Here is a 25,475-nt window from a genome sequence, read left to right on the forward strand (position 1 = left end):
CATGCAGAATCTACAGATTATTCATGTACTTTTCATTCATATTGCAAACTACCGAATTATTAATTCGTAAAGAAAAATCTCCAGGTTCCGCTTCCTGCATATATCTTACAATTTTGCCCATAATCCTCTAACTTTACTTCGTTTACCAGACTTTTTCTGTTAATAAGATCCTTAGATAAAACAGGCAGATTAATTTCACCTGTGGTATTGGGCGGTAAAGTAATAGACAACTCTATTTCTGTATTTATCCGTTTCCAGGATACTTCGATTTTCCCATAAGGATGCTCATGCCATACCTGCATCCACTCCATATCTTTCGGAAAATAAGGTTGGATTTTAATCCTGAAGATCTGAGTTTCCTCCCGCACAAGCCCGATTCCGCCAAGTCCCGTATAGAACCATTCATCCGCACTTCCCAGCATAAAGTGATTCTGGGAACCATGGGGATGCTGCGGATCCGGACCATCCCATTCTTCCGCCAGGGCTGTTGCCCCGCATTGAACCTGATACCCATACCCCGGGCGGTCTGTCACCCTCATCATATCATATACCACATCAGACCTCCCATATCTGGTTAATGCTGCCAGTACATAGGGATGTCCCACATCTCCGGCTGTGGTTCCATTCTGATTAGCACGTATATTTAATACCAGCTCTTCCAGGACTTTTTCTTCATAGTATTCCTCCGCAAATCCAGCCATTAATGCCATAGCCTGTGCAGTCTGGCTTCCCGTTGCATAATGGCCTGTCTGATTATCAAAAAACTGCAGATTAAACTCTTTTTTCACTTGTTTATATAAGTTTTCATAATACTTTTCCTGCTGCTGTTTACCCAGTATTTTAGAAATCTGTTCCATAATCCGCAGATCTATCCCATACATACAGGTAGCTGTCACCGGAACAGGTGTATTTTGAGTAAAGGGAGCCCGGACGCCCAAGTCACACCAGTCCCCAAGCCCATGATGCAGCACATCATGATGTGTCTTGCCAGTTAAATATGCGATATACCGGGCAGCGGTATCATAGCTCTCTTCTAATATGCGCTTTTCACCATATTTATGATACAGATACCAGGGTACCAGGATTGCCGCGCTTCCCCACTCCGGCGAATCCACATAGCCCTCATGATACCCAAATGTTATATATTCGGGGGCAATGTCAGGCACAAGCCCATTCTCATGCTGTGCATCCCGAATATCCCCCAGAATTTTGTTATATAAATTTTTCAGGTCATAATTAAACAGCAGTGCAGGGCCTATAAGATGTGATTCTTCCAGCCAGCCGAATTTTTCTCTGTGTGGACAGTCTGTCAGCACACTTTTCATATTACTCAGCATCGCTTGCCGAATAATATGATGGATTTGATTAAATAACTGGATTGAACACGAAAAATTACCGGTTTGTTTTACATCAGGGTAAATAAATTCTCCTTCAAGATCTAATAGACAAGCCCCATTACTCCCATCCTGTATTTTCATATCATTTATAGGCACAGCCCCTTTTACCAGTACATACCGAAACCCATAATAGGTAAAACGAGGTTCCCAAACCGCCTCCCGCTTATTTCCAAAGGTATATTTCCAATAATAATCTTTTCCTGTCACACTTTGGTCCGGTTCTCCATATTCATTTAGTATTTCCCCGGGGATCATTATAATCTCCTGTCCCGGATCACCCGAAGCCGTCATTCTGACAAAGCCTGAAAAATTTTGTCCGAAATCATAGAGATATCCTGAATCTGTTTTTTTTACATCCACAGCCTTTAGACGCTCCATCACCTTTAGCGGAGGATTTTTTTGAGCCGTTAATTTCCCTTGGGGCGCCGCCGAAACTTCTGCCGGGAAGCTTTTTATTTCCCCTTCGTTTTCCCCCTCTAATCCGGCATCGTAATCCTCTCCTCCATAAATACTGGAAAATGTAATTGGTCCAGGTCTTTGTATCCAGCTCTCATCACTGATTATCTGCTCTTTTCCACCATCCTGATACAAAATATCCATCTGAAGCAGAAACTTCATTCTGCCAAAAGAACGTTCAAAATACACATATCTGCCCTTTTGCCCAGCCGTCGTGTGGTACATGCCATCTCCCAGGCATATCTTAATTTTATGGTCTGACTGGATTGACAATTCTTTTGTAACATCGTATGTATTGTAGAAGCAAGTCTGTCTATAATCCGTCCAACCGGGTTGAAGAACGGCATCTCCAATCTTCTTACAATCAATACTCCACTCGTAATGACCTAAACCGCAAACATATACAATTGCACTTTTCACTGGCTTTTTGATACTTATCTTCTTTTCATATACCGGATTCGAAACCACATCGCCGGATACTCCCAGCCATTTTGCTTTCCACTCTTCCTGCCGTAATATTCCCATCCGCCAAAATGACGGTTTACTATATGGTACCTCTGTTCCTCCCAGCCCCTTCCCGAAGCTTCGGACGCGAAAGCAATATTCCATACCTGATAGCAATTCTGTTCCCTGATAGCAAGCGCTCATTTGGCTGCCGCAGCAATTTCCGCTGTCCCAGATCAGAACCTGTTCCTGATCTTTTCCATTTCCGCAAAAATATACTTCTATCTGATAAGCTTCCTGAATCCAGTTTTTTTCTTTCGTAATTACTTTCCAGCTCAACATCGGCTTTGGAACATCCAGTCCTAATGGCGATGTTTGATTCTCAATACTCAATTGATATTCCAGCATGTTTCTTCCTCCTGTTTTTTCCTCCTGTTTTTCCTATTGTAAATGAATATTTATAGAAAGAGTATTCAGCATTTACATATAATACATGGAGTATTTACAGAAGTATACATGTCCCAAATTCATAAAAATCCACCCTGCACAAAAACGGCCTGCAAATCAGTTCTCACTGATCTGCAAACCGTCTAAAGTCCACATCTGTTCTTCTATATCCACTCTTTTATTTTTTCAAATAAAACCTGTCACATTCCTCCACACTGCTATCCACACCTATATACACTTCAAATTCCCCTGCCTCACTCTCAAAGACCTTATTCTCCGAATAAAAACGAAGCATTTCTTCTCTGATCTCAAAAGTCACTGTTTTTTCTTCCCCAGGTTGTAAATGAACCTTTTGGAAACCTTTTAATTCTTTCACCGGTCTTACCACACTGGCTTTCACATCCCTGATATACAACTGCAGTACCTGTGTTCCTGCTATATTTCCTGTATTCCTGATGCTGACTGAAGCCCTTACAGTATCCTCCGGCTGCATTTCCCTATGGTCCAGTTCTGTCTTAGAGACTTCAAAATCAGTATAGCTCAATCCATATCCAAATGGATAGAGGGGTGCATTTGGAATATCCAGATATTTTGAGCGAAACCTGTCTTTGTCTTTGCCCGGTACATGCGGCCTGCCTGTAGAATATTCATTATAGTGTACCGGTACCTGTCCAACGCTGTAAGGGAAGCTCATAGTCAGCTTGCCGGAGGGGTTGTATTCCCCGGTCAGTACATCCATAATGGCATGCCCGCCTTCCGTTCCCGGCATCCAGACTTCCAAAACAGCCTTAGCCTTTTGGGAAATCTCCCTGATATCCAATGGTCGTCCATTAAAGAGAACTACTACTACATTTGGCTGTACCTGGCAGATCTTCCGGAACAAATCCATCTGCGCTTCCGGTATTACAATCTCTGCCCTGCTGCATGCCTCTCCCGATTGCAGCCGGTGTTCTCCCAGCGGCATGATTACAACGTCAGCCTCTTTTGCCGCCTTTATTGCGGTATTCAGCATTTCCGCCTGCTTCTGTTCTTCATCCTCCGGGTTTGCGGTATTGTTTGATTTCCCTTCCGCTTCATTGCCGGCCGCAAATCCTTCTAATTTCACCGTATCATCTAATACCGGGCAGCCCTGGCAATATGTTGTTCTGCTTTGATCCAACACCTCCATGGCTGCATCCTTAATAGAAACTGCATCTTCACTTTTCCCAATAAACGACCACGCTCCCAGTATTTCCCTGTTGTCTGTGTATGGACCTATAAATGCAATTTTTTGTTCTTTTTGTACCGGAAGCGCCCCCTCATTTTTCAGCAAAACAAACGACTTACGCGCGCATTCCCTTGCCAGCTCCCGGTGTTCTCTGCAGAGTATAATCTCCCGGCTTTTTTCCTCATCCGCATCCTTGTATGGGTTTTCAAAAAGCCCCAGCTTGTTTTTCAGTTCCAGAATACGCATGGCTGCTTCATCTATCAGCCGTTCCTCTACCTTACCATTTTCTATGAGTTCCTGCAGACGCTCGGAATATATACCGGTCATCATATCGATATCCACACCGGCTTCAATTGATCTCTTCGCAGCATCAAGGCGGTCTTCACAATAGCCGTGATAAATAATCTCTTCCATGGCAGCCCAATCAGAAATCAAGACACCGTCAAATCCCATTTCCTTGCGAAGAATATCACGCATCAGCCATTTATTACCCGTTGCCGGGACGCCGTCAATCGTATTAAAAGATGTCATCACCAGGGCACTTCCTGCCTCTATACCTGCCTGATATGCCGGAAGATAAAATTCCCGCAGAGTATGTTCGGACAACTCCACCGTATTATAATCCCGCCCGGCATCCGGTGCCCCATAACCTGCAAAATGTTTGATGCAGGCAGCTACCCGGTACGGCTCCTTTAAGTCGCTGCCCTGAAATCCTTCCACCATTGCTTTTGAAAAACAACAGTTTAAATAGGTATCCTCTCCTGTGGATTCCATGACTCTTCCCCACCTGGCATCCCTTACAAGGTCCACCATTGGTGCAAAAGTTATGTGAAGCCCTGATACCGCAGCCTCTTTTGCCGCTGCCTTTGCACAGCTTTTGGACATTTCCGGTTCAAAAGCAGCTCCCTGTCCCAGAGGAATAGGGAATACGGTTTTATATCCATTGATAACGTCCAGCATAAACAGCAGCGGAATATGATGCGGCTGCTTCTCCATATATTCTTTTTGTACCTTCTTAACCACATCCGCTCCTGCAAGCCCTATTACAGAGCCTGCCTGCGCCACACTTTCTTCCGTAAAACCGTTTTCCCTCATAGGACCGGTGATTACGGTCTTTCCAAGATAAAAATCTCCTGTCACCTGCAGCATCTGGTTAATCTTCTCTTCTAAAGACATGCTTTTCAATAATTGTTCTAATTCTGCCTGTTTCATTATGGTACCCATTTTATATTGCAGGCGCTCCTGCAACACTGCCATCGTATTGTGGCAACCTTTCTATTGTTATTCTATTATTGAATTACCTGAAGTTCTATTATTGTTTGGTCACAGTCATTGCTGTGTGCCATCATTCACTATAGTTTCTTCTATATTCCAGCGGTGAACATCCGGTATTCTCCCGAAACATCTTCGTAAAATATGAAAAGTTACTGTATCCTACGTGAATAGAAACAGTATTTATAGGAAGCTTACTCTGAGTCAAAAGCCTTTTTGCCACCTCCACGCGCTTCTGAATCAGATAATTGCTAATAGACAATCCTGTTTCTTTCTTAAAAATTCTGGAAATATAATCTGTATTAAGATACACCAGATCCGCCAGATCACTCCTTCGTATATCTTCCTGGTAATGCATATCGATATACCTTCGCAGCTCATCCACTACAGAGGTTGACTCCTGGATAAAACCAATATGATTTACTGCTTTTGCCACATAATGGCTGACAAATTCCTTTGCTCCCCATATGCCGTCTACCGCCATCAGATAAGCCTGTTCACTCTCCTTTGCACCGAAAAGCAGATGGGCGGTGACCTCCTGAGCCGCCAGATAAGAATAGATCAGCTGTACAACGTCCATACGGAACTTTTTCAGACTCTCCAGGGTAATCATCACATCCCGTTCCATTTGCTCCAGATACGCATACATACTGGAAATCAAATCTTCTGTTTTGTATTCTTCCAAAAGTGTTTTCCACATCTGCAAGTGGGGATTCTGATAAACAATCTCTTTTCGCTCATAATTTTCGACGCACATCACACAGTTCCAGACTGCCAGGTTTTCTTCCCTCATTTTCTTAAGACCTGTAAAACTGTCAGAGAGCTCTTTAAAGGAAGCCTGATTTCCTGCACCGAACCAGATATTTTTCTTCAGTTTTCCTTTTGCCCAGGACAGAAACATTTCCATAACTGCCGGCAGCCTGTCTGAGATCTCTCTTTTTTTACCACCGTTTCCACGCTTCTTTAATATGGCAGCATAGCGGTAACGCTGTTCGGGATATACAGTTTCAACTTCCAAATCCATATCGTTTACAAGCTCACCCAAAACATTTCTGATAATAAACTCCAATATGCTTTCATCCCAATTTTCTGAAGTTCTGCCGCTGTCATAAATATGCAGATACAGCGGTATAAATATATCCTCCATTGTATAATCCAGATGTTCGAATACTGGAAGATCGAAAACCGTATACTTATTTTCCATGACATCTTTTAGAAAATTTTCATGCACAAGCCTTTTATTCCGATCCCACTTTTCACATCCGGTCCGGTACTCCTTGAATTTCTGCTGCATCTCACATTTTTCCACTGCCTTTACAAGCACATCCGACAACTTTATAAAATCAATGGGTTTGAGCAGGTAATCAACGGATTCCAGTGCGATTGCTTTCTTTACAAACTCAAATTCCGCATAGCTGGTTAGAAAGATAACCTGTATCGGATATGCCTGTTCCCTCACCCAGTTTACAAAATCCAGTCCGGTACCCTGGGGCATAATAATATCACTGATGATGATCCGGATGGGAATCATCTCTACGATGGTCTGTGCCTGCTGCATACTGTTTGCCGTATAAATATTGGTAACGGGAAACCTGTCCCAACAAATATTTTTCTTAATGCTGTCAATCACATAATTTTCATCATCTACGATTAGAATGTTCATTGCATTACTCCATTATTTATTTCCCCATTCTCTCCAGCAGCGTCTTCCACCGGGATATGAATATCCACAATTGCCCCTCCAAGTGGACTATTTTCAAAATGAATCTCTCCCTGAGCCCCATAAAAATACCGAAACCGCTTCAGACAGTTTTCTATTCCAAATCCATGCCCATTGGCATTTGGTAACGGGAGCCCCTGATTTAATCTGTCCAGGACATCTTCCGGAAATCCCTTTCCGGTATCTGATATATATATGTTTACGAATTCTCCCTCTTCCCGTTCCTCCGGATATACCGTAACCGAAATCAGAATCTTCCGTTCCATGGTCAGTGCATGTTTTGCCGCATTCTCTACGAATACCTGAATCAGGAATGGGAAAATCTCCGCATTTATGACCTCATCGTTTTGCTCTATATAATATTCAAATCCACCCTGGTAACGAAGCAGTAGAATGTCCAGGTAATTTCTGCAATGATTCAGCTCTGCTTCAATTTTTACTTTTTCCAGATTATTTTTGAAAACATACTGCAGATAATCTGCGGTAATGGCTGACATCTTTCTGGCGCTTTGATATTCTTTAAAATCAATCATACTGTAAATAAAATTAAGGCAGTTTAAATAAAAGTGTGGTCTGATCTGCAGCTTCAGGAAATCCATTTCTATTTTTTGCTTTTCCAGTTCCTGCTCGTACAGGGTGATTTTTAACTTCCGGATCTGATGCATCATTTTGCGGAACTGTCCGTCCATCTGCTCCAGCTCCAGCAGATTGCTGTCCGTTATATTATAAGTATAGTCCCCTGCATCATACTGAAGCAGATTATTGGTAAATTTCTGAATGGGGCTGAGCACGTACTTTCTCAGATAAAATACCATTCCATACCCTGCTGACAGAAGCACCAGCACCAGAACCAGCAGTGCAGCCAGTACCACCGCCAGAATACCAATGATCTTTTCCCCGGATATATGCAGCTCTAAGAAAAACGGCGCACGTTTCATTTCTTTTACAATTATCGTCCACTCTTTTTTCCCGGCACCATATGCTCCGGCTGCCAATTCCCCGGTATTTTTATTTTCATTGTCTTCCTTCTTCCTGCTGTTGTCTTCAATTCCCTTATCCGTAATTCTTCCTATAACCTGTCCATCATGGCTGACCATCTGCACATAGCCGTCACCGCCGGAGGTAATCTTCTGAAAGGGCTCCAGTATATCTTTTACATTTACATAGCACCCCAGGTAAATACCCTTTATCTGAGCTGCTTTATAAACATAGTTGCCTTCTTTAAGGAACAGACTGTCCCATTTTTGCTTAATAGAATAAGTTGTATTTTTCTTAGACTGGATTTTCTCAATCAGAGAGCGCTTAATCTTGTCGCTAAGCAGATCCGTATCCGCATCCAGATCCAGATTGATAAATTTGCCGGTCTCCTCCAGGTATAAGAAAAAGTGATACTCTTCCCCGTATTCCCAGGAAAACTGCAGAAAATCCTCCCGGATCTTCCCGATGGCATAATTGATCTGAATATCATTCTGGCTGTCTTCACAGATTAGCTCAACATTTTTCCGGAATACAGATTCCTCTGAATTATCTTCCATGATATTTATCAGGATTCTTCGGCTGATGCGGAAAAAGCGGTTATCCAGTTCATCCATATAAAGTTCTGACATCTCATTCATATTCCTAATTGCCTGCTTACGGATATTCTCAAGGATAACGCCGCCCAGAAAAATATAGAGTATCAAAACCGGAATTATTATCTTTACAATTCCTTTCATCTGCTGTGCAATATTTTTCTGCTGCCCATCCTTCTTTTTAATCATCACCACTCCTTACTGCTGTAGTACTAGCCCTTAACGGCCCCCAGCGTTATTCCTTCTGAAAAATATTTCTGTAAAAACGGATAGATCAGAAACAACGGCAGCATTGCTATAAATGCTATCGCCATTCGAATTGAAATGGTAGGCATCTTCGCCACTTCAGCCCCTATATTACCCGCCACCTTACCACTGGCAAGATATTGAATGTCCGTGATCATCTGGTTTAACAGATTTTGTATTCCATATAGCTTCTGACCACTATTTCCTGATAAATAGTATAAACCATTCGTCCAGTCATTCCAATAGGCAAGTCCGGAAAACAGCCCCATAGTTACAAGAATCGGCTTCCCAAGAGGTATCACTATTTTCCCAAAAATCTGAAAATGGGTGGCACCATCGATCTTCGCAGCTTCGTATAGTGCATCCGGGATACTTCCTGTAAAATATGTACGGATTAACAGAATATTATTAGCACTCAGCAGCAGGTTTGGAACCAGCAATGCAAATAGTGTGTTTTTAATCTGAAAATAATTAACATACATCAGATAAGATGGTACTAAGCCCCCATTAAACAGCATTGTGAAAAACACAAAAAATGTAATTGCCCGCCTGTGGGGCAGCGTTTTCACCGATAGCGGATAAGCCATAAGGGCAGACATTGAGATATTTACCACCGTCCCCAGAAGCGTTACGATAATCGTAATTCCATAAGCCCTTAAAATTTTGTCGCCCTGCTGAATAATATACTGATACGCATATAGGCTGAGTTGTTTTGGAAAAAACGAATACCCCTCCCGTATCAGTGTATTTTCATCTGTAATAGATGAGATAAAAACCAGCAAAAACGGTAAAATAATAGAAAGCGTTACAATTATGAGAAGTAGATTAATAATGAACTGATAACGTTTGTTCTTTTTCGAATGATACATTTTTATACCCCCTGCATATTGCAGACCTGACTGCAATACTGCCACTTTTAAATCCTGTTAGAAGAATCTTTGGGTGGCTTCCTTTCTGTTTACTGAGTTTCTTACTAAAATAGTGCTTTTTCTTTATCTGCCCGTCTGACCACCCAGTTACTGACCATAACTACCGCAAATCCTACAAGAGACTGATAAACGCCTGCCGCCGAAGACATGCTGATATTTCCCTGTTCAATTAAAGCACGGTATACATATGTATCAATTACATTTGTGGTAGGAAGAAGGACACCGGAGTTCATGGGAACCTGGTAGAATAACCCGAAATCCGAATAGAAGATTCTCCCAATACTTAAAAGAAGCAGCGTAATTATCGTAGGAACCATACATGGAAGGGTAATTTTCTTAATCTCCTGCCATTTCGTTGCCCCATCCAGCCTGGCTGCCTCATAAAATGTGGGATCTATGCCAATCAAAGTCGCAATATAGATTAAGCATCCATACCCAACCCCTTTCCAGCAGTTTGCGATTACTAATATAAAGGGCCAGTATTCCGGTCTCTGATACCATTGTACCGGATCAATATGAAGTGCCTTTAATATGGAGTTATTTACCATTCCATTTTCTGCGCTCAGCATGGCATAAACAATGTAGCTAAGAATTACCATAGACATTAAAAACGGAAGCAGGATCGCACTCTGGTATAATTTTTTCATTTTTTTACTGCGTACCTGGGTAATCAAAATGGCAATTGCAATTCCAATCACCATGTTTACTAAAATAAAGGCAAGATTGTATAACATTGTATTTCTGGTTATTATCCATGCCTGATCGGAGGAAAATAAGAACTTAAAATTATCTAATCCACAAAATGGACTGGCTAAAATCCCTTTCGAAAAATTAACCTTCTTAAATGCAATTATCATTCCTGCCATAGGAATATAATTATTTATAATTAAATAAAGTACTCCCGGCAAAATCATAAGATACAGCGGGAAATGTTTTTTATAAACCAGCAACTTTGATTTTTTATTCACATTCATTCTCCTTTTTAAAACTGCCGTAAAACTTTTGTTTTACGGCAGTCATCCCATTTCTATTTATTCTGTGCCAGAATTTTAATCACGCTTCAGCCATTCATCAAATTGTTTCTGTTTGGCCTCAATCACACGATCGATTCCGGCTGCTTCCAGATCTTTCAGAAATTTAGGAATGTATTCTTCCGGATTTACAGATCCGCTGTTTAGAGATCCCCGGTACTGTGACACCACATTTGCCAACGCTGAGACATCACTTTCTACCGCTGAATCGTCAAATAAAAATCCCATTGCTTTTGAATCCTTTGCACTCTTATTAAATTCTTCCATTTTTTGCCAGAGCTTTGGATCACTTCCATTCCATTTGTGGGCAATAAACTGATTGGGCAATTCCCATCCCAGGTTCAGGCTGTATCCTACATTATCCGTGGTAATTCCTTCCGGATAATTGATAATATCATTTTCCTGATCCTCGATGACATAGTCTGTACCTTCTTCACCCCAGTTCAGCAGATTCATAATTTCCTTACTACCATAGATATAATCTAATACCTGCATTGTCTTATCCGGATTTTCACAGTTTTGTGCCAGCGAGAAAATAATACCGGAATAGGTCTGACAGTTTTTAATCGGGTAATCCCTGAACTTTACTATTTCAAAATCGTATCCTGTAGAACTTTTAAATTCCACTGGTGTACCCGGATGATACGCAAAGAACAGTGAGAACAGATTTCCAGCCTTGCATACCGTTCTCCAGTTTTCGGTTGCCGTACCTGCATCCTTGCTGATATATCCTTTCTGGTACCAGTCATAAAGCATCTTTGTAGTCTGCATGTACCAGTCGCTTGCAAACAGATTTTCAATCTTCGTATTTTCGGTCTGATCCATCAGTACGCCTAAGCCATTTGCATCTGACAAAGTATCTCCCGGAAATAACCTGTCCAGAGGTGTATCCCCACTGTTAATAGAAAACAGCATGGTCATATCCGGTTCTCCTTTTTTAACAGCCTCAAAGACTTTTTCCAGATCTTTAGGTTCCTTAATTGCAGATGTGTCAATGTTATATTTTTCTATCATATCCTTACGCATGAAAACTGCCGGTATACTTCCCCTCTCGATTTGGTTTGGCACACCATAGAGGAATCCATCTATGGAATTCAGTTTTAATACCTCTTCCCCATAAATTTCTTTTAAGTTTGTCCCATATTTTTCTACCAGCTCTGACATATCCATGATCTGGCCTGCATGCATAAACTTCATTGCCCCTGTGGCATTCGTGTAAAAACAGTCAATTTTCTCATCACCGGATAGCATTAACTGCAGCTGCTGGGATGCACTTGCCCAGGGAAGCATCACAATATCCAGCTTGGCATTCAATTCTTTTTCCAGAATTTCATTGATCTTTCCTTCAATTCTCTCTTCATCCTGGGGCTGGCTTCCCTGCAGAACCATGGTTACCGTATAGGGTTCTCCTTTGTCATTCGTCTTACTGTCACTGGCTGCACTCCCGGTACCGGCTGTGTCGGCTGTATTTCCACCTCCGCAGCCAGCCAGAGACAATGTTAATATACCTGCTAATAAAAGGCTGATCCACTTACTCTTTTTCATTAATTTTCCTCCTGCTTTGTCATACGACTGATTATAGTTGTATTATAACGGTGATTAAAAAAGATTGCTATAACTGGTCTGACTTAAAACTATCACTGGTTTGACATTACAGACGCAGCTTATTACTCTGACCTGTCAAAAAAAACTCCTTTAAGGTAAGAATATGAAACTCTTAATTCTTACCTTAAAGAAGTCATTATTATTACATTCTAATGCTAGACATCTACATTTTAATTCCCATCACAAATTCAATCTCGTCCATTATCTTCCTCTCCGGCATATGGATGGCTGCAGGCTGTGCATAACTTTTATAGATCAGTCCGCCGTGTCCCGTATCCAGATGCTGGTACATCTGCTGTATATAACGGCCCATTTCCTCTCGCTGCATGGAACTGCTGTACTGAATATCTACCGGACACATAAAACAAATTTTGCCTTTCCACGCTTCCAGAGTATCCAGTCCCATATTCATCTGCTGATCCATCTGAATGACATCAACCCCCATTTCCACAAAAGTATCCAAGAGATACGTAATATGGCCGCATGAATGCAGGATATATTTCATGCCTTTGCTGTGGATATAATCAACAAACGCCTTCATTCGCTCATAGTAAAATTCCTTCCAGAGGGCATAGGATATCATCGGGGAATTCTGCAGTCCCCAATCTTCCCAGGCAATCACAGCATCCATGCCTGCTCTGGCATAGCCATCTGCCATCTTTCTGCCGCAGTCGTACAAGACATCTATCAGGCTGTTTAAATTATCTTCTTCCTCATAGTAATCAACCATTGCTTCTTCATAGCCACGCAGATTGAGCATATTTTCCATCATCATCCCCAATCCCCCTGCCAAAAACCTGTCTGGATACTTCTTCCGCATTGATCTGGCATCCCGGTACCCTCTGTCTACAGTAAAATCGGGCAATGCCTGCCGCCACTTTTCAAAATCATTCCAGGTTTTAATTGGGTAATCTTTTACCTCCCCCATGGTCTCTCCGAAGTTCTCCATCTTATAGCCCCATATGGTATATCCTTCTTCCACAGGTTCAAACTCCGGATCGTCAAATGACACGATTACTATATCTGAATCATAAGCTGCCCGTACTGATTTTGTATTCTCCCGGTTCTGGTCATCCTCATCAAAGCAAAGGCAGATGGGTATCCTCTCCGGATTACGAAATTCCATTGCTCGGTATACAAGCTCTCTTGATGTCTGCATTTTATTCCTCCCTCGTATTAATTTACTTTAGTCCGCTGCCTGCGGCAAAACTTTTTTCAACCTGTTCACTGAAAAAGCAGTAAAAGATCAGCAACGGAATACTTGCAATGACAATACACGCTGCCATCGGTCCCAGTTCTGCCGTATACTGCCCCTTGAATGCACGCAGGCCAATTGGCAGAGTATACAGTTCGCTGCTTTGTAAATAGGTACTTGCCATAATAAATTCATTCCAGTTGTTCATAAAACAGAATATAGACACCGTTGCCATAATTGGCTTTAAGGATGGCATAATAATCTGTGCGAATGACCGAAATACCCCGCATCCGTCAATAAATGCCGCCTCTTCTAACTCCCTGGGAATACTGCGCATAAAATTACTGATGGTAAATACCGCCAGCGGCATTCCCGCTGCTATATATGGAATGATAATTGCCCATCTGGAATTGAGCATTCCCATATTCTGCATCAGGATAAAAAGCGGTATTAACGTAGCGTGAATGGGAATCATCATGCCCAGCATGATAAATGCCAGTACTGCATTCTTCATTTTCCAAAACATTCTGGTAATGCCATATCCAATCATACACCCAAGCAGTAAAGTAATCAGCACACTGAAAAAACTGACGAACAAACTATTCATAAAATACTTGCCTACCGATCCTTTTACCCACGCTGTGATATAGTTTCCTGCATTAAAATGTTCCGCAAACGCCAGAGGGCTTTTGGTAAAGATTTCAGTATTATTTTTAAAGGAGTAATTAACTAACCAAAGCAGTGGAAAAATCTGGATTGCCGAAAAGAACCCCAACACTATATAAACCGGTACCTTTTTCATATTGACTTTCATTTTCAGCCCTCCTAATATTCAATTGCTTCGCGGTTCATCACTTTATTGATAAACAAGAATACCGCCATGCAGATGATACAAAGTATTACGACTATGGCGCTGCCATATCCAAAGTTCATCTTTAAAAATGCTTCATTGTACATCTTGATTGCAATGGTGGCAGTCAGGTTATACGGACCTCCGGCAGTCATGATATAAATATTGTCAAAGATTTTAATACTTCCCACCGCCGCAAGGATCACACATACTTTAATAATATCCTGCATCATCGGTATGATGATCCGAACTGCTACCTGAAAATTGGTTGCACCGTCTAATCTTGCTGCTTCGATATATTGATCCGGAATTGCTTTCAGACCGGAATACATAATAATTAAATGATAACCGATCCACTGCCAAATAACCGGTATAATTACAGCAGTCAGGCACGTTGCCGGGTCAGAAAGCCAGTCTTTCATCCAACTTTCCAATCCCATCATCCGTAACAGTGCATTGAGCATGCCATAATTGGAATTATAAATCTGTCCCCACATCAGGGCAATTGCCGTAGATGACAACAATACCGGTATAAAGAAAACAATCCGAAAGAATCTGGTTCCTCTCTTTAAATTAGACAACAGTATCGCAAAAAACAATGCCGGTATCAGCTGTCCAGCCAGTGCTATACCCAGAATACACATGGTATTCTTAACAGACAAAAGAAATACCTTATCGTGAAAAAGCTCTGTGTAGTTGGAAAACCCGATATACTCTTTGCCTCCAACGCCACGCCAGGAGGTAAAGCTAAGATTTATAGTATATATAATGGGATAAACAAAAACCATTGCAAATAACAGCAAACCCGGTAATACAAACAATGCAATTACCTTTTTGTTTGACAAAAGTTTTACCATATGGCCCTCCCGTCAGTCCCTGATCAGGCTTTGCAGCTGATTCACGTAATCCGAAACTGCAATGCCGCCGGCAAAAAACTCCTGTGAGAGATCACGCATCGGTTCACCGATATCAGTATCCAGATATGTATACCACCAGAGCTGCGTCTTTTCCAGCTTATTGAAATTGTCTATATAAGATTTCCGCATCTCCGTCATATTTTCCGGTACAATGTCTGTTTTATAATAAGACTGGGCTCCCGCACCGGTAAGATGGTCATTTACCCGTTTCGTATATTCCACTGCAAATTTCGCTGCCGCTTCCGACTTCTCTGATTTGCTGACACATATTCCCGCATCAGCAGCATTTCCACAACAGGTCAGGTATGGATCTTCTGCCCCTGTTTTTGTAAATACCGTATATCCGATATTTTCTTCATTTTCAAATGTTCCCAGATTCCAGGAACCAGCAGGATACATTGCAATCTGGCCCACTTTCAGCAGTTCAATGCATTCATCCGGACTTGCCTGCATATACCCGCTGTGGAAAGCATTTTTCTCTATCAGCTCAGATACCTTACCCGCTGCATCAACAAATGCCTTTCCGGTAAATTCCTCTTCACCGTTTACCGCTTTTGCAAAAGCGTCAGCATCTTCTCTGACCACCATCATATTATAGAAAAGGTCACCTTCCCACCTGTCCTTATTCCCAAGCCCGAAAGCACTGATTCCATTTTCGCTACAGGTATCCACCACCTTTAGTAATTCTTCCCAGTTTTCCGGAATTTTCATATTTAACTGTTGAAATACATCTTTATTGTAAAACAGACAATATGCCTCCAAAGCATTCACGGGCAATGCATACAGATGTCCGTCTTCTGCAGGCTGTTTATAAACCTCCGCAAGTTCATATCCTGATGACTCCAGTGCATCTTCTAACGGATACATCATATCTGCATCCAGAAACGGTGTACTGTAGCTGCCTCCCCAGGTATAAAAAATATCCGGTAGCTCATTTGCCTGCAGCATTACCCGAATCTTTGTCTTGTAAGTTGCATCATCCACAAACTCCACGTCGATCTTATAACCAAGCGCATCCGCAGTTTCCCAAAAAGCATCCTTTTTCCAGACATTGTCGCTTTGCTCATCAAAATGCACCAGCGCCGTTAATTTTACTTCTTCACTGGACGATTCTTTTTTTGCTTCACTTTGCACTTCTGTCCCCGAACCGGCAGTATCCGCCGCTGCCCCCTCCGTTTTGCCATTACAGCCACTCAGCATAGCTAATGCCAGACACCCTGCAAATAATGTGGAAATCATTTTTGTTTTTTTCACATCTTTTCCCTCCTTCATTTTGGTATCTATAGCTTATCAGGCATACTTTATAAAGAAAATAGAATATATTCCATCTTCATGTAGTATATCATTCAGTTAAATCCATAAATGCTGCATCGTAAGATCCCCTTTAACCGGCCTCTCAAATTTCTCCCCAGTAAATCTCTCTGTATTCTTTTGCCGTAATCCCAACACATTTTTTAAAGACCTGTGCAAAATATGCATAATCCTGATATCCCACCATTCCTGCGATTACATAGACTTTATGCTCTGTTTTCTTTAACAGTTCCTTTGCTTTGTTAATCCTGGCCGTTGTCAGATAGTTAAAAAAGGTCTCCCCGCATTCTCTTTTAAAAATGCTGCAGAGGTAACTTTTACTGATATGCACCGCATCTGCAATCTCCTGAAGAGAGATTTCTTTATCGATATGCTGCTGCACATAGTCTTCAATTGCTGTTATTAATTCCCTTCCTTTGCTCTCCTTCTCCTGTCTTACTTCAGGAATCACGCTCTCCACCGTTTTAATCGCAAGCTTCCTTAAGGACTCCGCCGTCTTATAATCCCCTAACGCAGCAATCTTGTGCCAGACCTCTTTTTGCACTTCATGCTTGCTGGCAACCGCAAAATTGTATATCTCAACTAACAGCAGAATAGTTTGCCCATAAAACTGCGGATAAAGAGCGTTTTCTTTTTTTAGTTCTTCAAACATCCCGTTAATTAAGCAGACTACTTCTTTTTGGTTCAGCGCATGCATCTTAGAAATAACCGTATTCATCATATCACGGTTATAGATGTAATTTTTATGGGCAGTGAGCTTAACATCCTCATAAAAAATGCAGCTGTTATCCCCCGTATTACAGCGTTCTTCTAAAGCGATCCCACATTCTCTCGCTGCCTGGCAGAGTTTTCCGTACTCTTCATACTGACTGCTGATTCCGGCTGATATACTCTCTCCGGATAAGGTTTTGAACTCCCTGATAATCTCTGTGAGCATATCCTCCAGCGCTTTTGTATAACCGCTTTCGCTTCTTGGTTCCAGGATATAATACAGCTTATTGCCCTGTTTGAAATGTTCCCACCGCTGCATTTCCTTCATAAGGACCTGTTCCACAATCATATTCATTTTGACCCACAGCATTTCATGTTTACAGACGTCATAGCTCTCATCAATCCGGTAATCCAGTTCAAAAGCACATAATAAGTACGGATAACCCTGCAGTTTACAGCCAAAATTTTTGATTTTACCTAAGATCATGCTTTCGGATTCATTCACACCATTTATAAGGCCGCAAAAGTACTGGTTTTTTACAATGGGAATCTGCTTCTGTACTTCCTTTTTTAAATTCTCCATATTTTCGGACATAATTTTTTTACGGTCTAAACGATTTTTTACCCGTTCCAGTGCGGCAATCAACTCCTCTTTCTTCATTGGTTTAGTCAGATATTCCACCACTCCTGCCCGGATTGCAGATTGTGCGTAATCAAATTCATCATAACCGCTCAATACTGCCACTTCAATATTGGGATACTTATCCCTGATTTTTTTTGCAAGTTCTATCCCGTTTAGCCTGGGCATCATGACATCCGTTATGATCAGATCAGGGTTTAGTGAAGGGATCTTTTCCAGCACTTCTTCCCCGCTTTCTGCTACTCCACATACCATAAAACCATACTTGGTCCACTCAATTATTTTAGACATACTTTTTAAAATTACAAGTTCATCATCTGCCAGAATCATCTTATACATGATAGCAGTCCCCCTCTTTATGTATTAGCTTCTCCTTTGAAATGCGTATCGTGACTTGTGTTCCACCGTTTTTCCGGTTAGAAAAACGAAGCCGGCTCTCTTCTCCATATCGTATCCTAAGCCTTTCATTTACATTGTAAATCCCATGTCCATGTTTTTTTCCGTCTGCTCTGCTTGCATTTCCATCCAGAATCTGCTGTATCTGTGACTCCACTATGCCCCTTCCATTATCGAATACGCTCAATACCAGCCAGTCTTCCTGTTCTTCCGCCGTCACTCCTACATATCCCCGCCCCTCCTTATCTTTTAATCCATGAATGATGCTGTTTTCCACCAGGGGCTGAAGAATGAATTTAATAACAAAATAATTATTTATATTTTCGGAAATATCTATTAAATACCTAAGTCTGTCACCCATACGCTTCTTTTGCAAAAGGAGATAGAAGCGGGTGCTCTCAATTTCTTTTTTAAGGAGAACTTCCTTTTCACCATTGCCAAGACTAAACCGAAACATTTCCGATAAACTGATAATCATCTCTGATATCTCATCCTGATCATTCTCCATCGCCTTTAAGTTGATCACATCCAGGGTATTGTATAAGAAATGAGGGTTAATCTTCGCCTGAAGGCTCTCTAACTGTGCCTGCTTAATATTTAGTTTCTGCTGCATAACCTCATTAATTAAGAAACCCATTTTCCGTATCATTTGGTTATACGTTTCTCCCAGACGTATGAATTCCTTCATGTGAAATTCTGTCAAAGGCATCTCCTCTTTGTACTTTGTCTCTTCCGCTCTGTCCATTGCATCCGTCATCACATGAACACTTCTATTGAGCCTACGTGCAAACCGGCTGTAAATAATAACTGCAAAACCACACGCACATATGCTTACAAATACCAACGTCATCAGAGTTACCAGCAGGCTTTCTATTACGATCATCCTGCTGTTAATGCAAATAAGATTCCATCCCAGGCTCTGCACTCTGCAGACGGTAAGATAGTTTGATCCCGCCTCAAAAAATCCCTCCTCATATGCCTCATGCATCCCCTGCTCCTCAAGTGTCTTCTCATATTCCGGTTTGCTGTCCGCCGGTGCAAACAATATTTTACCATCATCTTTTATTGCATAGACATCACCCACATTATGGCTGCCGGTTCCATTTAACAGCGATGCAAGGTAATTATTTTTCAACGTCACAATCATTGTTCCCAAAGCTGTCTGAGAATCTAACTTGTTGATAATGCGTCCGAATACGATCCTGTCTTCTACCTTCTGAATCCCGTTAAACTGAGTGTTTACCCAAATGTGCCCTCCTTTACGTGACTTCATCTCTTCAAACCATTGCTGCCCACATAATACCGAGTATTGGGTCAGATAGGAATTTGCTGCACCTACGGTAACGATGTCCCCAGCCAAATTATATATGGAAACAGATTCCACATAATCTTTATCAATAATTAATTTTAACATGGTCTCTTTAACCGAGCGCAGGGTTGGATTATACTCCCCGTCTCCGGCTTTTAATGAAATCAGCTTCTGAACCATTTCATCACTGATCAAAAACCTGGAAAGCGTTGCCACATCATCTGTTATGTAAGTCAGATTCCTGTTAATATCAAGCATGGCCTGATTTGAATAATTTTTATAGTTATTTAATTCGTATTCTCTGGTAATCTCACCTGATGTAACTGCAATTGCCAATACAGAAAGAAAAAAAATACTACAGAAAGTCATCATCAGCTTTTGGTACAAATCCCACATTACTTTTCGTTTCTTTAACACCGCACCTATTCTTTTCACCATTTTCCACCCCCGCTATGGCATGCCTGAATATCAATTATATTCATTATATAAAATCCGTTTCCTGAACACCAGCAGGAAAACATGGAATATATTACTGCCTTCATGGAATATATTCCAGCGGGTCCTGAACACGCCCTCAAAGATAGATAACAAACCTTTTGTTTAAAACAAAAAGAAAGAGCAGGCCGCCGCTAAAACGGCTGTTCCTGCTCTTCCTCTATTCCACCTTAATTAATTTTAACTGTTTTCATCTTACTATAACTACTATAATATTTATGGTTTTTCACAGTCTTATAAGACCTTACCTTCACAAAATATTTAGTTCCTTTTTTCAGTTTGGATACCGTCTTTGTGATGGTTTTTGCATTTTTGACACTGACATATTTCTTTCCTTTTGTAAATTTACTGTTCCTTGCATAAACGATCTGATATCCGGTTACTCTGGAATCTTTCTTCCAGGTTACTTTCATTCTGCCTTTGCCTGCTGCAGATACTTTTGAAATCACTGCCTTTTTCGGACGTACTTCAAATGTGATTGTCTTAAAAGCCTCATTGTATTTGCCAGTAGCAGATGCTTTAATCGTAATCTTTGCTTTTCCGTAATTTTTAACGGTAACTTTACCGGAAGAGCTGATGGTAACAACTTTTTTATTATCAGACTTGTAAGAAAGCTTTCCATCGCCATTTGTCTTTACATTTAATTTGAAAGGCTTTGTTCCATATATTTTAGAAATATTCTTAGCACTGATTGTCTGATTCTTTTTCACCGGTTTAGAAGGTTCCACTGGTTTTACAGGTCCAACTGGCTTTTCTGTTTCCTGCGGCTTTTCTGTCTCCTGTGGCTTTTCTGTCTCCTGTGGCTTTTCTGTCTCCTGCGGTTTTTCTGTCTCCTGCGGCTTGTCTGTTTCCTGCGGCTTCTCTGTTTCATCTGGTTCTTCCGGATCCGTCGGCTCTGCCACACGATTGTCTATTGCATATTTTGAAATCGTAAGCAGGCTTGATGCCAGATCATAATCCATCTGATTTCCTGTGGCTTCCTGAAGGGCTCCTGCATCTGCAATGGCTGTTTTCAGGCGCGCGAGATCTGCCGGTCTTGCTTTCGAGGTATCTGTTCCGGACACCTGTGATTTGGTATCATCCAGTCTCTGCGCATTTGCTGAAGTATCTTCCAGATATCCTGTATCCATCATCAATTCATTAGACTGTGCTACCACAATCTGTCCGGATGACAAGCCTACCAGACGGAAATAATATGTACCATCAAATGGTACTCCAAATGCAACTTTATCTTTTGTAAATACACCTCCGCCTTTATAGTTGTTGAATTTTACATCCACAAACTCGTTGGTATATACACCGGGTTCTGTGCCATATTGTACCTTGTAAGATGCAGCAGTTGTCTTTGGATATGTAATCTGGAATCCATCCTGGAATGATTCTGCTGTGATGTCGAATTCCTCGACTTCAATCTTAGAATAGATCTCTTTTTCTTCTTCTGTCAGGGTGCGTACCTGTATATTATCCACTTCGAACTGCCTGTTATATCCGCGAAGCCCTACACGCCCAATCTTGTGAGAACTGTCAGCAATAGAATAAACCTTGGCTCCGTCAATAAAGAAATTCAATTTGGAACCGTATGCAATTACCATAAGATGATGTGCCTGGTCAGGTTTAACCAGTTCCAATTCCACTGTTCCGCTTATTCCGTTCCACTTTTTATCCGTTGCTTTTCCAACTTCAAAGCTTCCCTTACCCTTGCCATATCCTATTCCAAAATAATAACCATTGTAACTGTCTGCGCCGCTTTCTTCCTTGGAAGACCGGAAAATAAGACCTGCATTCTGACCTTCTCCCCGCAGTGTTACATCTGCTTCATATACAAAATCTTTCCACTGATATGGCTCTGCTGTTACCAGCTTCATATCTGTACTTGATCCAAGTACCACTTTTTCATCCACAAACTGAATATCTGCCTGATTCGGTACCTTCAGCCAATTCTCCTGGGATTTCTGTGCATCACTAAAATCATCAGTGAAAAGTACTTCGTTCGGCTGTTCTCCCGGTTCTTCCTCAGTTTCCTCAAATACCCCAAGGTCTTCTTGCACAACCGGTCTCACATCTACCCCATACGCGGTAAATGCCTCATTGTAGGAACGGAAACCAATTGTTCCTTTTGTGAATCTGGAATCGCTGAATTTTGCAATAAATTCATAATCTGCATCGTCATGAGCTTTTAAATAAACAGCAAACTGGTCACCAAACGCTACTACCTTAATATCATACTTTGTGTTCGTCTGAAGTTCCGGCATGGAAAATCCCTTAATGTCATGCCATTGTCCATCTGCATAGCCAATCATAAGTCCCAGGCCATGGACATTGCCATCATTGTAATCAACTCTTCCAATACCAGCAAAGTATCCTGCATAAGCATCCGGATCATTTCCAAAATTACTTCCGCGAAAGATAATACCTGCATTATTATTTGACATCTCATCAACAGATACCGTTCCGGTAACTACATAATCCGTCCAGTTCTGTGCCGAACCGTCCGCCGGCTCATAAGTCATCTTAACCTTTTCATTTTTTCCAATCTTCGCTACCGTTCTGCCTTCATTTTCATCCTGTATATACCTGATATTATTTCCCGGATCATACTTCACCCATCCTGCTGACCCGTCCTCCATATAGTTCAGGGTTGTGAATCCGGAATACTGGGCATTGGGCGCACCCGGATTTGGTTTTAATCCGCCACCGTTGACTTCCTCAGCCTTTAATACAATGACATCGCTTGCTTTATCTTCACCATGAACCTTTGCAACGATCTGTACATAATAGTCCAGCGTGGGATCAATTCCTGTAATATACGCCGTCTGGGACTCAAATCCGATAATACTGTTGGTAAAATCCCCTTCTTCCGTTGTCTTATACAGAAGTTCATATGGTGTCTCCTGAGCATTTAAATTGGTATTAATCTTAATGTAATCATCTGTACGGCTATAGCTTTCAATATTAATATCCGTAATTTCCATATTTACCGGTGTAACCACCAGTCTGTCTACCTGAAGCCCTTCAGTAAACCGAAGATTATTAAAATGTCCGTTGGTGAATTTGAAATTACCGTCTGAAATTAAGGTTTTCAGACCCTCCAGTGTTGCAGAGCCCAAAGTAAGATCAACTGACACTTTTCCTTTATTATTTAAAATAACCTCTCCCTCTCCGCTTCCTTCTACCGTTAAAGTATAATTCTGAGCAGCCGGTACAATAATATTTTTAAACTCCTGATAAATATTACCCAGATGCTTAATTTTACTGCTGTCACCCTCTGCCTTCACAACATCTGTGTATGGCTCTCCAATTGCCGGGAACTGGGATATACGCAGTCTGCCGCTGCCGTAAGGGATTAATTCTATATCGGTCTGTAAGCTTTCATCTGCCGGTGTTGCCCCAAATGGCTGAGGTCCTGCAATATTGCCATCATAGGTCCACTCAGGAATTAACTGTCCGGTAGCTTTGATGGTAACCGGTGCTGTCTGGGTGCTGAATGGCTGCAGAGCCACCTCATCTGCGTATGACACTTCAAATCCATCTTCTACAACCAATCCATAATTCCACTGGGATGCCGGATATACTTCTCTAAGCGGAGATTGTTCCTGATGTTCTACCTTTAATTCCCTGGCATCATTGCTTTCCTCTACCCGCCAGTCCTCTTCTATCTTAAGCCCGTAAAGAAGTGGTCCTTTTTCTACTGCCACAGAGTCGTTGTACCAGGATGATGTTGCAATCTCACTTGGGAATACCAGATCAATGGTATCTCCTTTTTTCCATTCCCGGTCTACCTTATAGTATTCTCCGTTCACAACGCCCTGAACTACTGTATCATTTACTTTAACAACCGGTTCAACTGCCCATTCCGGAATTCGAAGCTGAAGTTCAAAATCTGCTGTATCTCCCTTATAATCCAGGTGAATAGCATCTTTAAACGGATAATCAGTCTGCTGAACAAATTCAGCGGTTTTTCCGTCTGCCACCTTCGCTGTAACCTGATTAGGTCCGTATGCGGTCAGCGCAAGTCCGTTGTTCTCAGTTGCCATCCACATATTCTGAACAAACTTCGGCCATCCCATATGTGTGTTGGAATAGCAGCAGTCAAATCCCAGCGGTGCTCCGAATGCCGAGCTGTCGCCATGGTCGCAGTCAAATTCATGATTTCCCAGTGTTGCCATAACCTGATTCTGCAGGACATAGTAGACATGTCCGGACATATCCGGTGTATAAGCAGCCGGAAGAGCATTATAAGCCAATTTCTCAATTCGGTCACCAATCCATGCTTCTCCCAGCACTTTCTCTGCGATCTCTGATGAAAGCAGCCCTTCCACAATACCACAGTTCTCTGTACCTCTGGTACTTCGGTTATCCCTTGCTGCCTCATCCGAATTGGGAAGCCCGTCTACCCGCCCATGGTCAATGGACATATTCAGCAGCCCGTTCTGAAGCGCATTCTTATCTCTATCATTTTTTGAATACTGATAATATACAGCCGGAGTCTTCATGCCCTGGCTGGTATTTACCACGTGCTGGCGGACAGTCGTATCATTATACTGACCTGTCCAGTCTGTTGTCTGCTCTTCCAGTATGTTACCCAGGTCAAGCAGCCAATCAGATGACTGAGGATCAGAATCATTATAAAGCCGGTTGTACAGCCAGTAAACACTGTCAATATTATCTCCGCCCCGGGCATCCGCCCAGTTGCTTAAGTGATTGTTCGGCAGTGCTGCTGCCTGGTACCGGAAATAACTTTCCATAAAAGGAATTACCCGCTCATCCGTTTTTCCTGCTGCTTCGGTTGCTTCATAATAATCCCTCATTGCCATAAGAACCGGCATTTTCGCCCACCAGTCAGTCTTGCTGCCTGCTCCAAAAGATCCGTCCTCCTTCTGGCTTGCCAGAATTGCTTCTACCCACATCTGAGCCTCTGTCTTCAGTTCCTCATCATCCAGCACATATGCCAGCGCAACAAGTCCTCTCATATAATAAGGACCTCTCTCCCAGCTTTCCCCATTTTCTGCGCCAAGCCATGCACTGGTAGCTTCATTATAATCATTGAACAGATGCATGTTTCCCGTTAAATTTACTTTTTGTAATAACAGCTGGTTTTCAAGCCATCCATTTGCACGCACCGCCCCCACCGGTAATTGTACAAATGGAGTGGTAATCAGCTCTCCCTGATTGGAAACATAATCTGCATTTCCCCGCCTTGCGCTTTTGTTTTTCATTTCTGCTGCATCAACGGCTCCTACCGATCCTGCCAGAAGTGATGCTGCCAACACCACAGACATCGTCTTTTTCAATACCTTTCTCATCTTCCCGCCTCCATTATTTTTTT

The 25,475-nt window shown here is 41.9% G+C and carries 14 protein-coding genes; all 14 read right to left on the reverse strand.

All coding sequences use genetic code 11. The features are described from left to right. Window positions 1-59: 59 nt before the first annotated feature. Window positions 60-2,705, reverse strand: coding sequence for an alpha-L-rhamnosidase (locus CD03_RS0120525; protein ID WP_027295240.1), 2,646 nt, complete (start codon window positions 2,703-2,705; stop codon window positions 60-62). A gap of 217 nt (window positions 2,706-2,922) precedes the next feature. Beyond that, window positions 2,923-5,208 carry a beta-glucosidase BglX gene (gene bglX / locus CD03_RS0120530; protein ID WP_330377293.1) on the reverse strand — a complete coding sequence of 762 codons (2,286 nt, stop codon included), beginning with the start codon at window positions 5,206-5,208 and terminating at the stop codon, window positions 2,923-2,925. Window positions 5,209-5,296: 88 nt separating this feature from the next. Further along, entirely contained in the window at window positions 5,297-6,886 is a 1,590-nt protein-coding gene (locus CD03_RS0120535; RefSeq protein WP_027295242.1) for a response regulator transcription factor, read from the reverse strand. Further along, window positions 6,883-8,703: a sensor histidine kinase gene (locus CD03_RS34215; protein WP_044289552.1), complete on the reverse strand. Its 1,821-nt coding sequence runs from the start codon at window positions 8,701-8,703 to the stop codon at window positions 6,883-6,885. Before CD03_RS34215 ends, CD03_RS0120535 begins: the two co-directional genes overlap by 4 nt. Window positions 8,704-8,726: 23 nt before the next feature. Continuing rightward, window positions 8,727-9,629: a carbohydrate ABC transporter permease gene (locus CD03_RS0120545; RefSeq protein ID WP_027295243.1), complete on the reverse strand. Its 903-nt coding sequence runs from the start codon at window positions 9,627-9,629 to the stop codon at window positions 8,727-8,729. Window positions 9,630-9,733: 104 nt separating this feature from the next. Continuing rightward, entirely contained in the window at window positions 9,734-10,663 is a 930-nt protein-coding gene (locus CD03_RS0120550) for an ABC transporter permease (RefSeq protein ID WP_044289553.1), read from the reverse strand. Between the two features lie 75 nt (window positions 10,664-10,738). Next, window positions 10,739-12,265, reverse strand: a complete 1,527-nt coding sequence (locus tag CD03_RS0120555; protein ID WP_027295245.1) for an ABC transporter substrate-binding protein — start codon at window positions 12,263-12,265, stop codon at window positions 10,739-10,741. Between the two features lie 223 nt (window positions 12,266-12,488). Continuing rightward, window positions 12,489-13,484 (reverse strand): uroporphyrinogen decarboxylase family protein, encoded by a 996-nt coding sequence (locus CD03_RS0120560; protein ID WP_027295246.1) that lies wholly within the window; start codon window positions 13,482-13,484, stop codon window positions 12,489-12,491. Between the two features lie 22 nt (window positions 13,485-13,506). Next, on the reverse strand, window positions 13,507-14,334 hold the full coding sequence (locus CD03_RS0120565) for a carbohydrate ABC transporter permease (protein ID WP_027295247.1): 828 nt from the start codon (window positions 14,332-14,334) through the stop codon (window positions 13,507-13,509). Window positions 14,335-14,345: 11 nt separating this feature from the next. Beyond that, window positions 14,346-15,227, reverse strand: a complete 882-nt coding sequence (locus CD03_RS0120570) for a carbohydrate ABC transporter permease (protein ID WP_027295248.1) — start codon at window positions 15,225-15,227, stop codon at window positions 14,346-14,348. Between the two features lie 12 nt (window positions 15,228-15,239). Further along, complete coding sequence (locus CD03_RS0120575; RefSeq protein WP_027295249.1) at window positions 15,240-16,541, reverse strand: ABC transporter substrate-binding protein; 1,302 nt, start codon at window positions 16,539-16,541, stop codon at window positions 15,240-15,242. 142 nt (window positions 16,542-16,683) lie between these two features. Next, entirely contained in the window at window positions 16,684-18,288 is a 1,605-nt protein-coding gene (locus tag CD03_RS36285) for a response regulator (protein WP_027295250.1), read from the reverse strand. Next, window positions 18,281-20,092, reverse strand: a complete 1,812-nt coding sequence (locus tag CD03_RS0120585; RefSeq protein WP_027295251.1) for a sensor histidine kinase — start codon at window positions 20,090-20,092, stop codon at window positions 18,281-18,283. The genes CD03_RS36285 and CD03_RS0120585 overlap by 8 nt, the downstream gene beginning before the upstream one ends. A 227-nt stretch (window positions 20,093-20,319) precedes the next feature. Then, the gene (locus CD03_RS0120595) at window positions 20,320-25,452 is read right to left on the reverse strand and encodes a family 16 glycoside hydrolase (protein WP_027295252.1); all 5,133 of its coding nucleotides are present in this window, start codon (window positions 25,450-25,452) and stop codon (window positions 20,320-20,322) included. Window positions 25,453-25,475 lie beyond the last annotated feature (23 nt).

Source organism: Robinsoniella sp. KNHs210, from assembly GCF_000686105.1.
Classification (GTDB): domain Bacteria; phylum Bacillota; class Clostridia; order Lachnospirales; family Lachnospiraceae; genus Robinsoniella; species Robinsoniella peoriensis.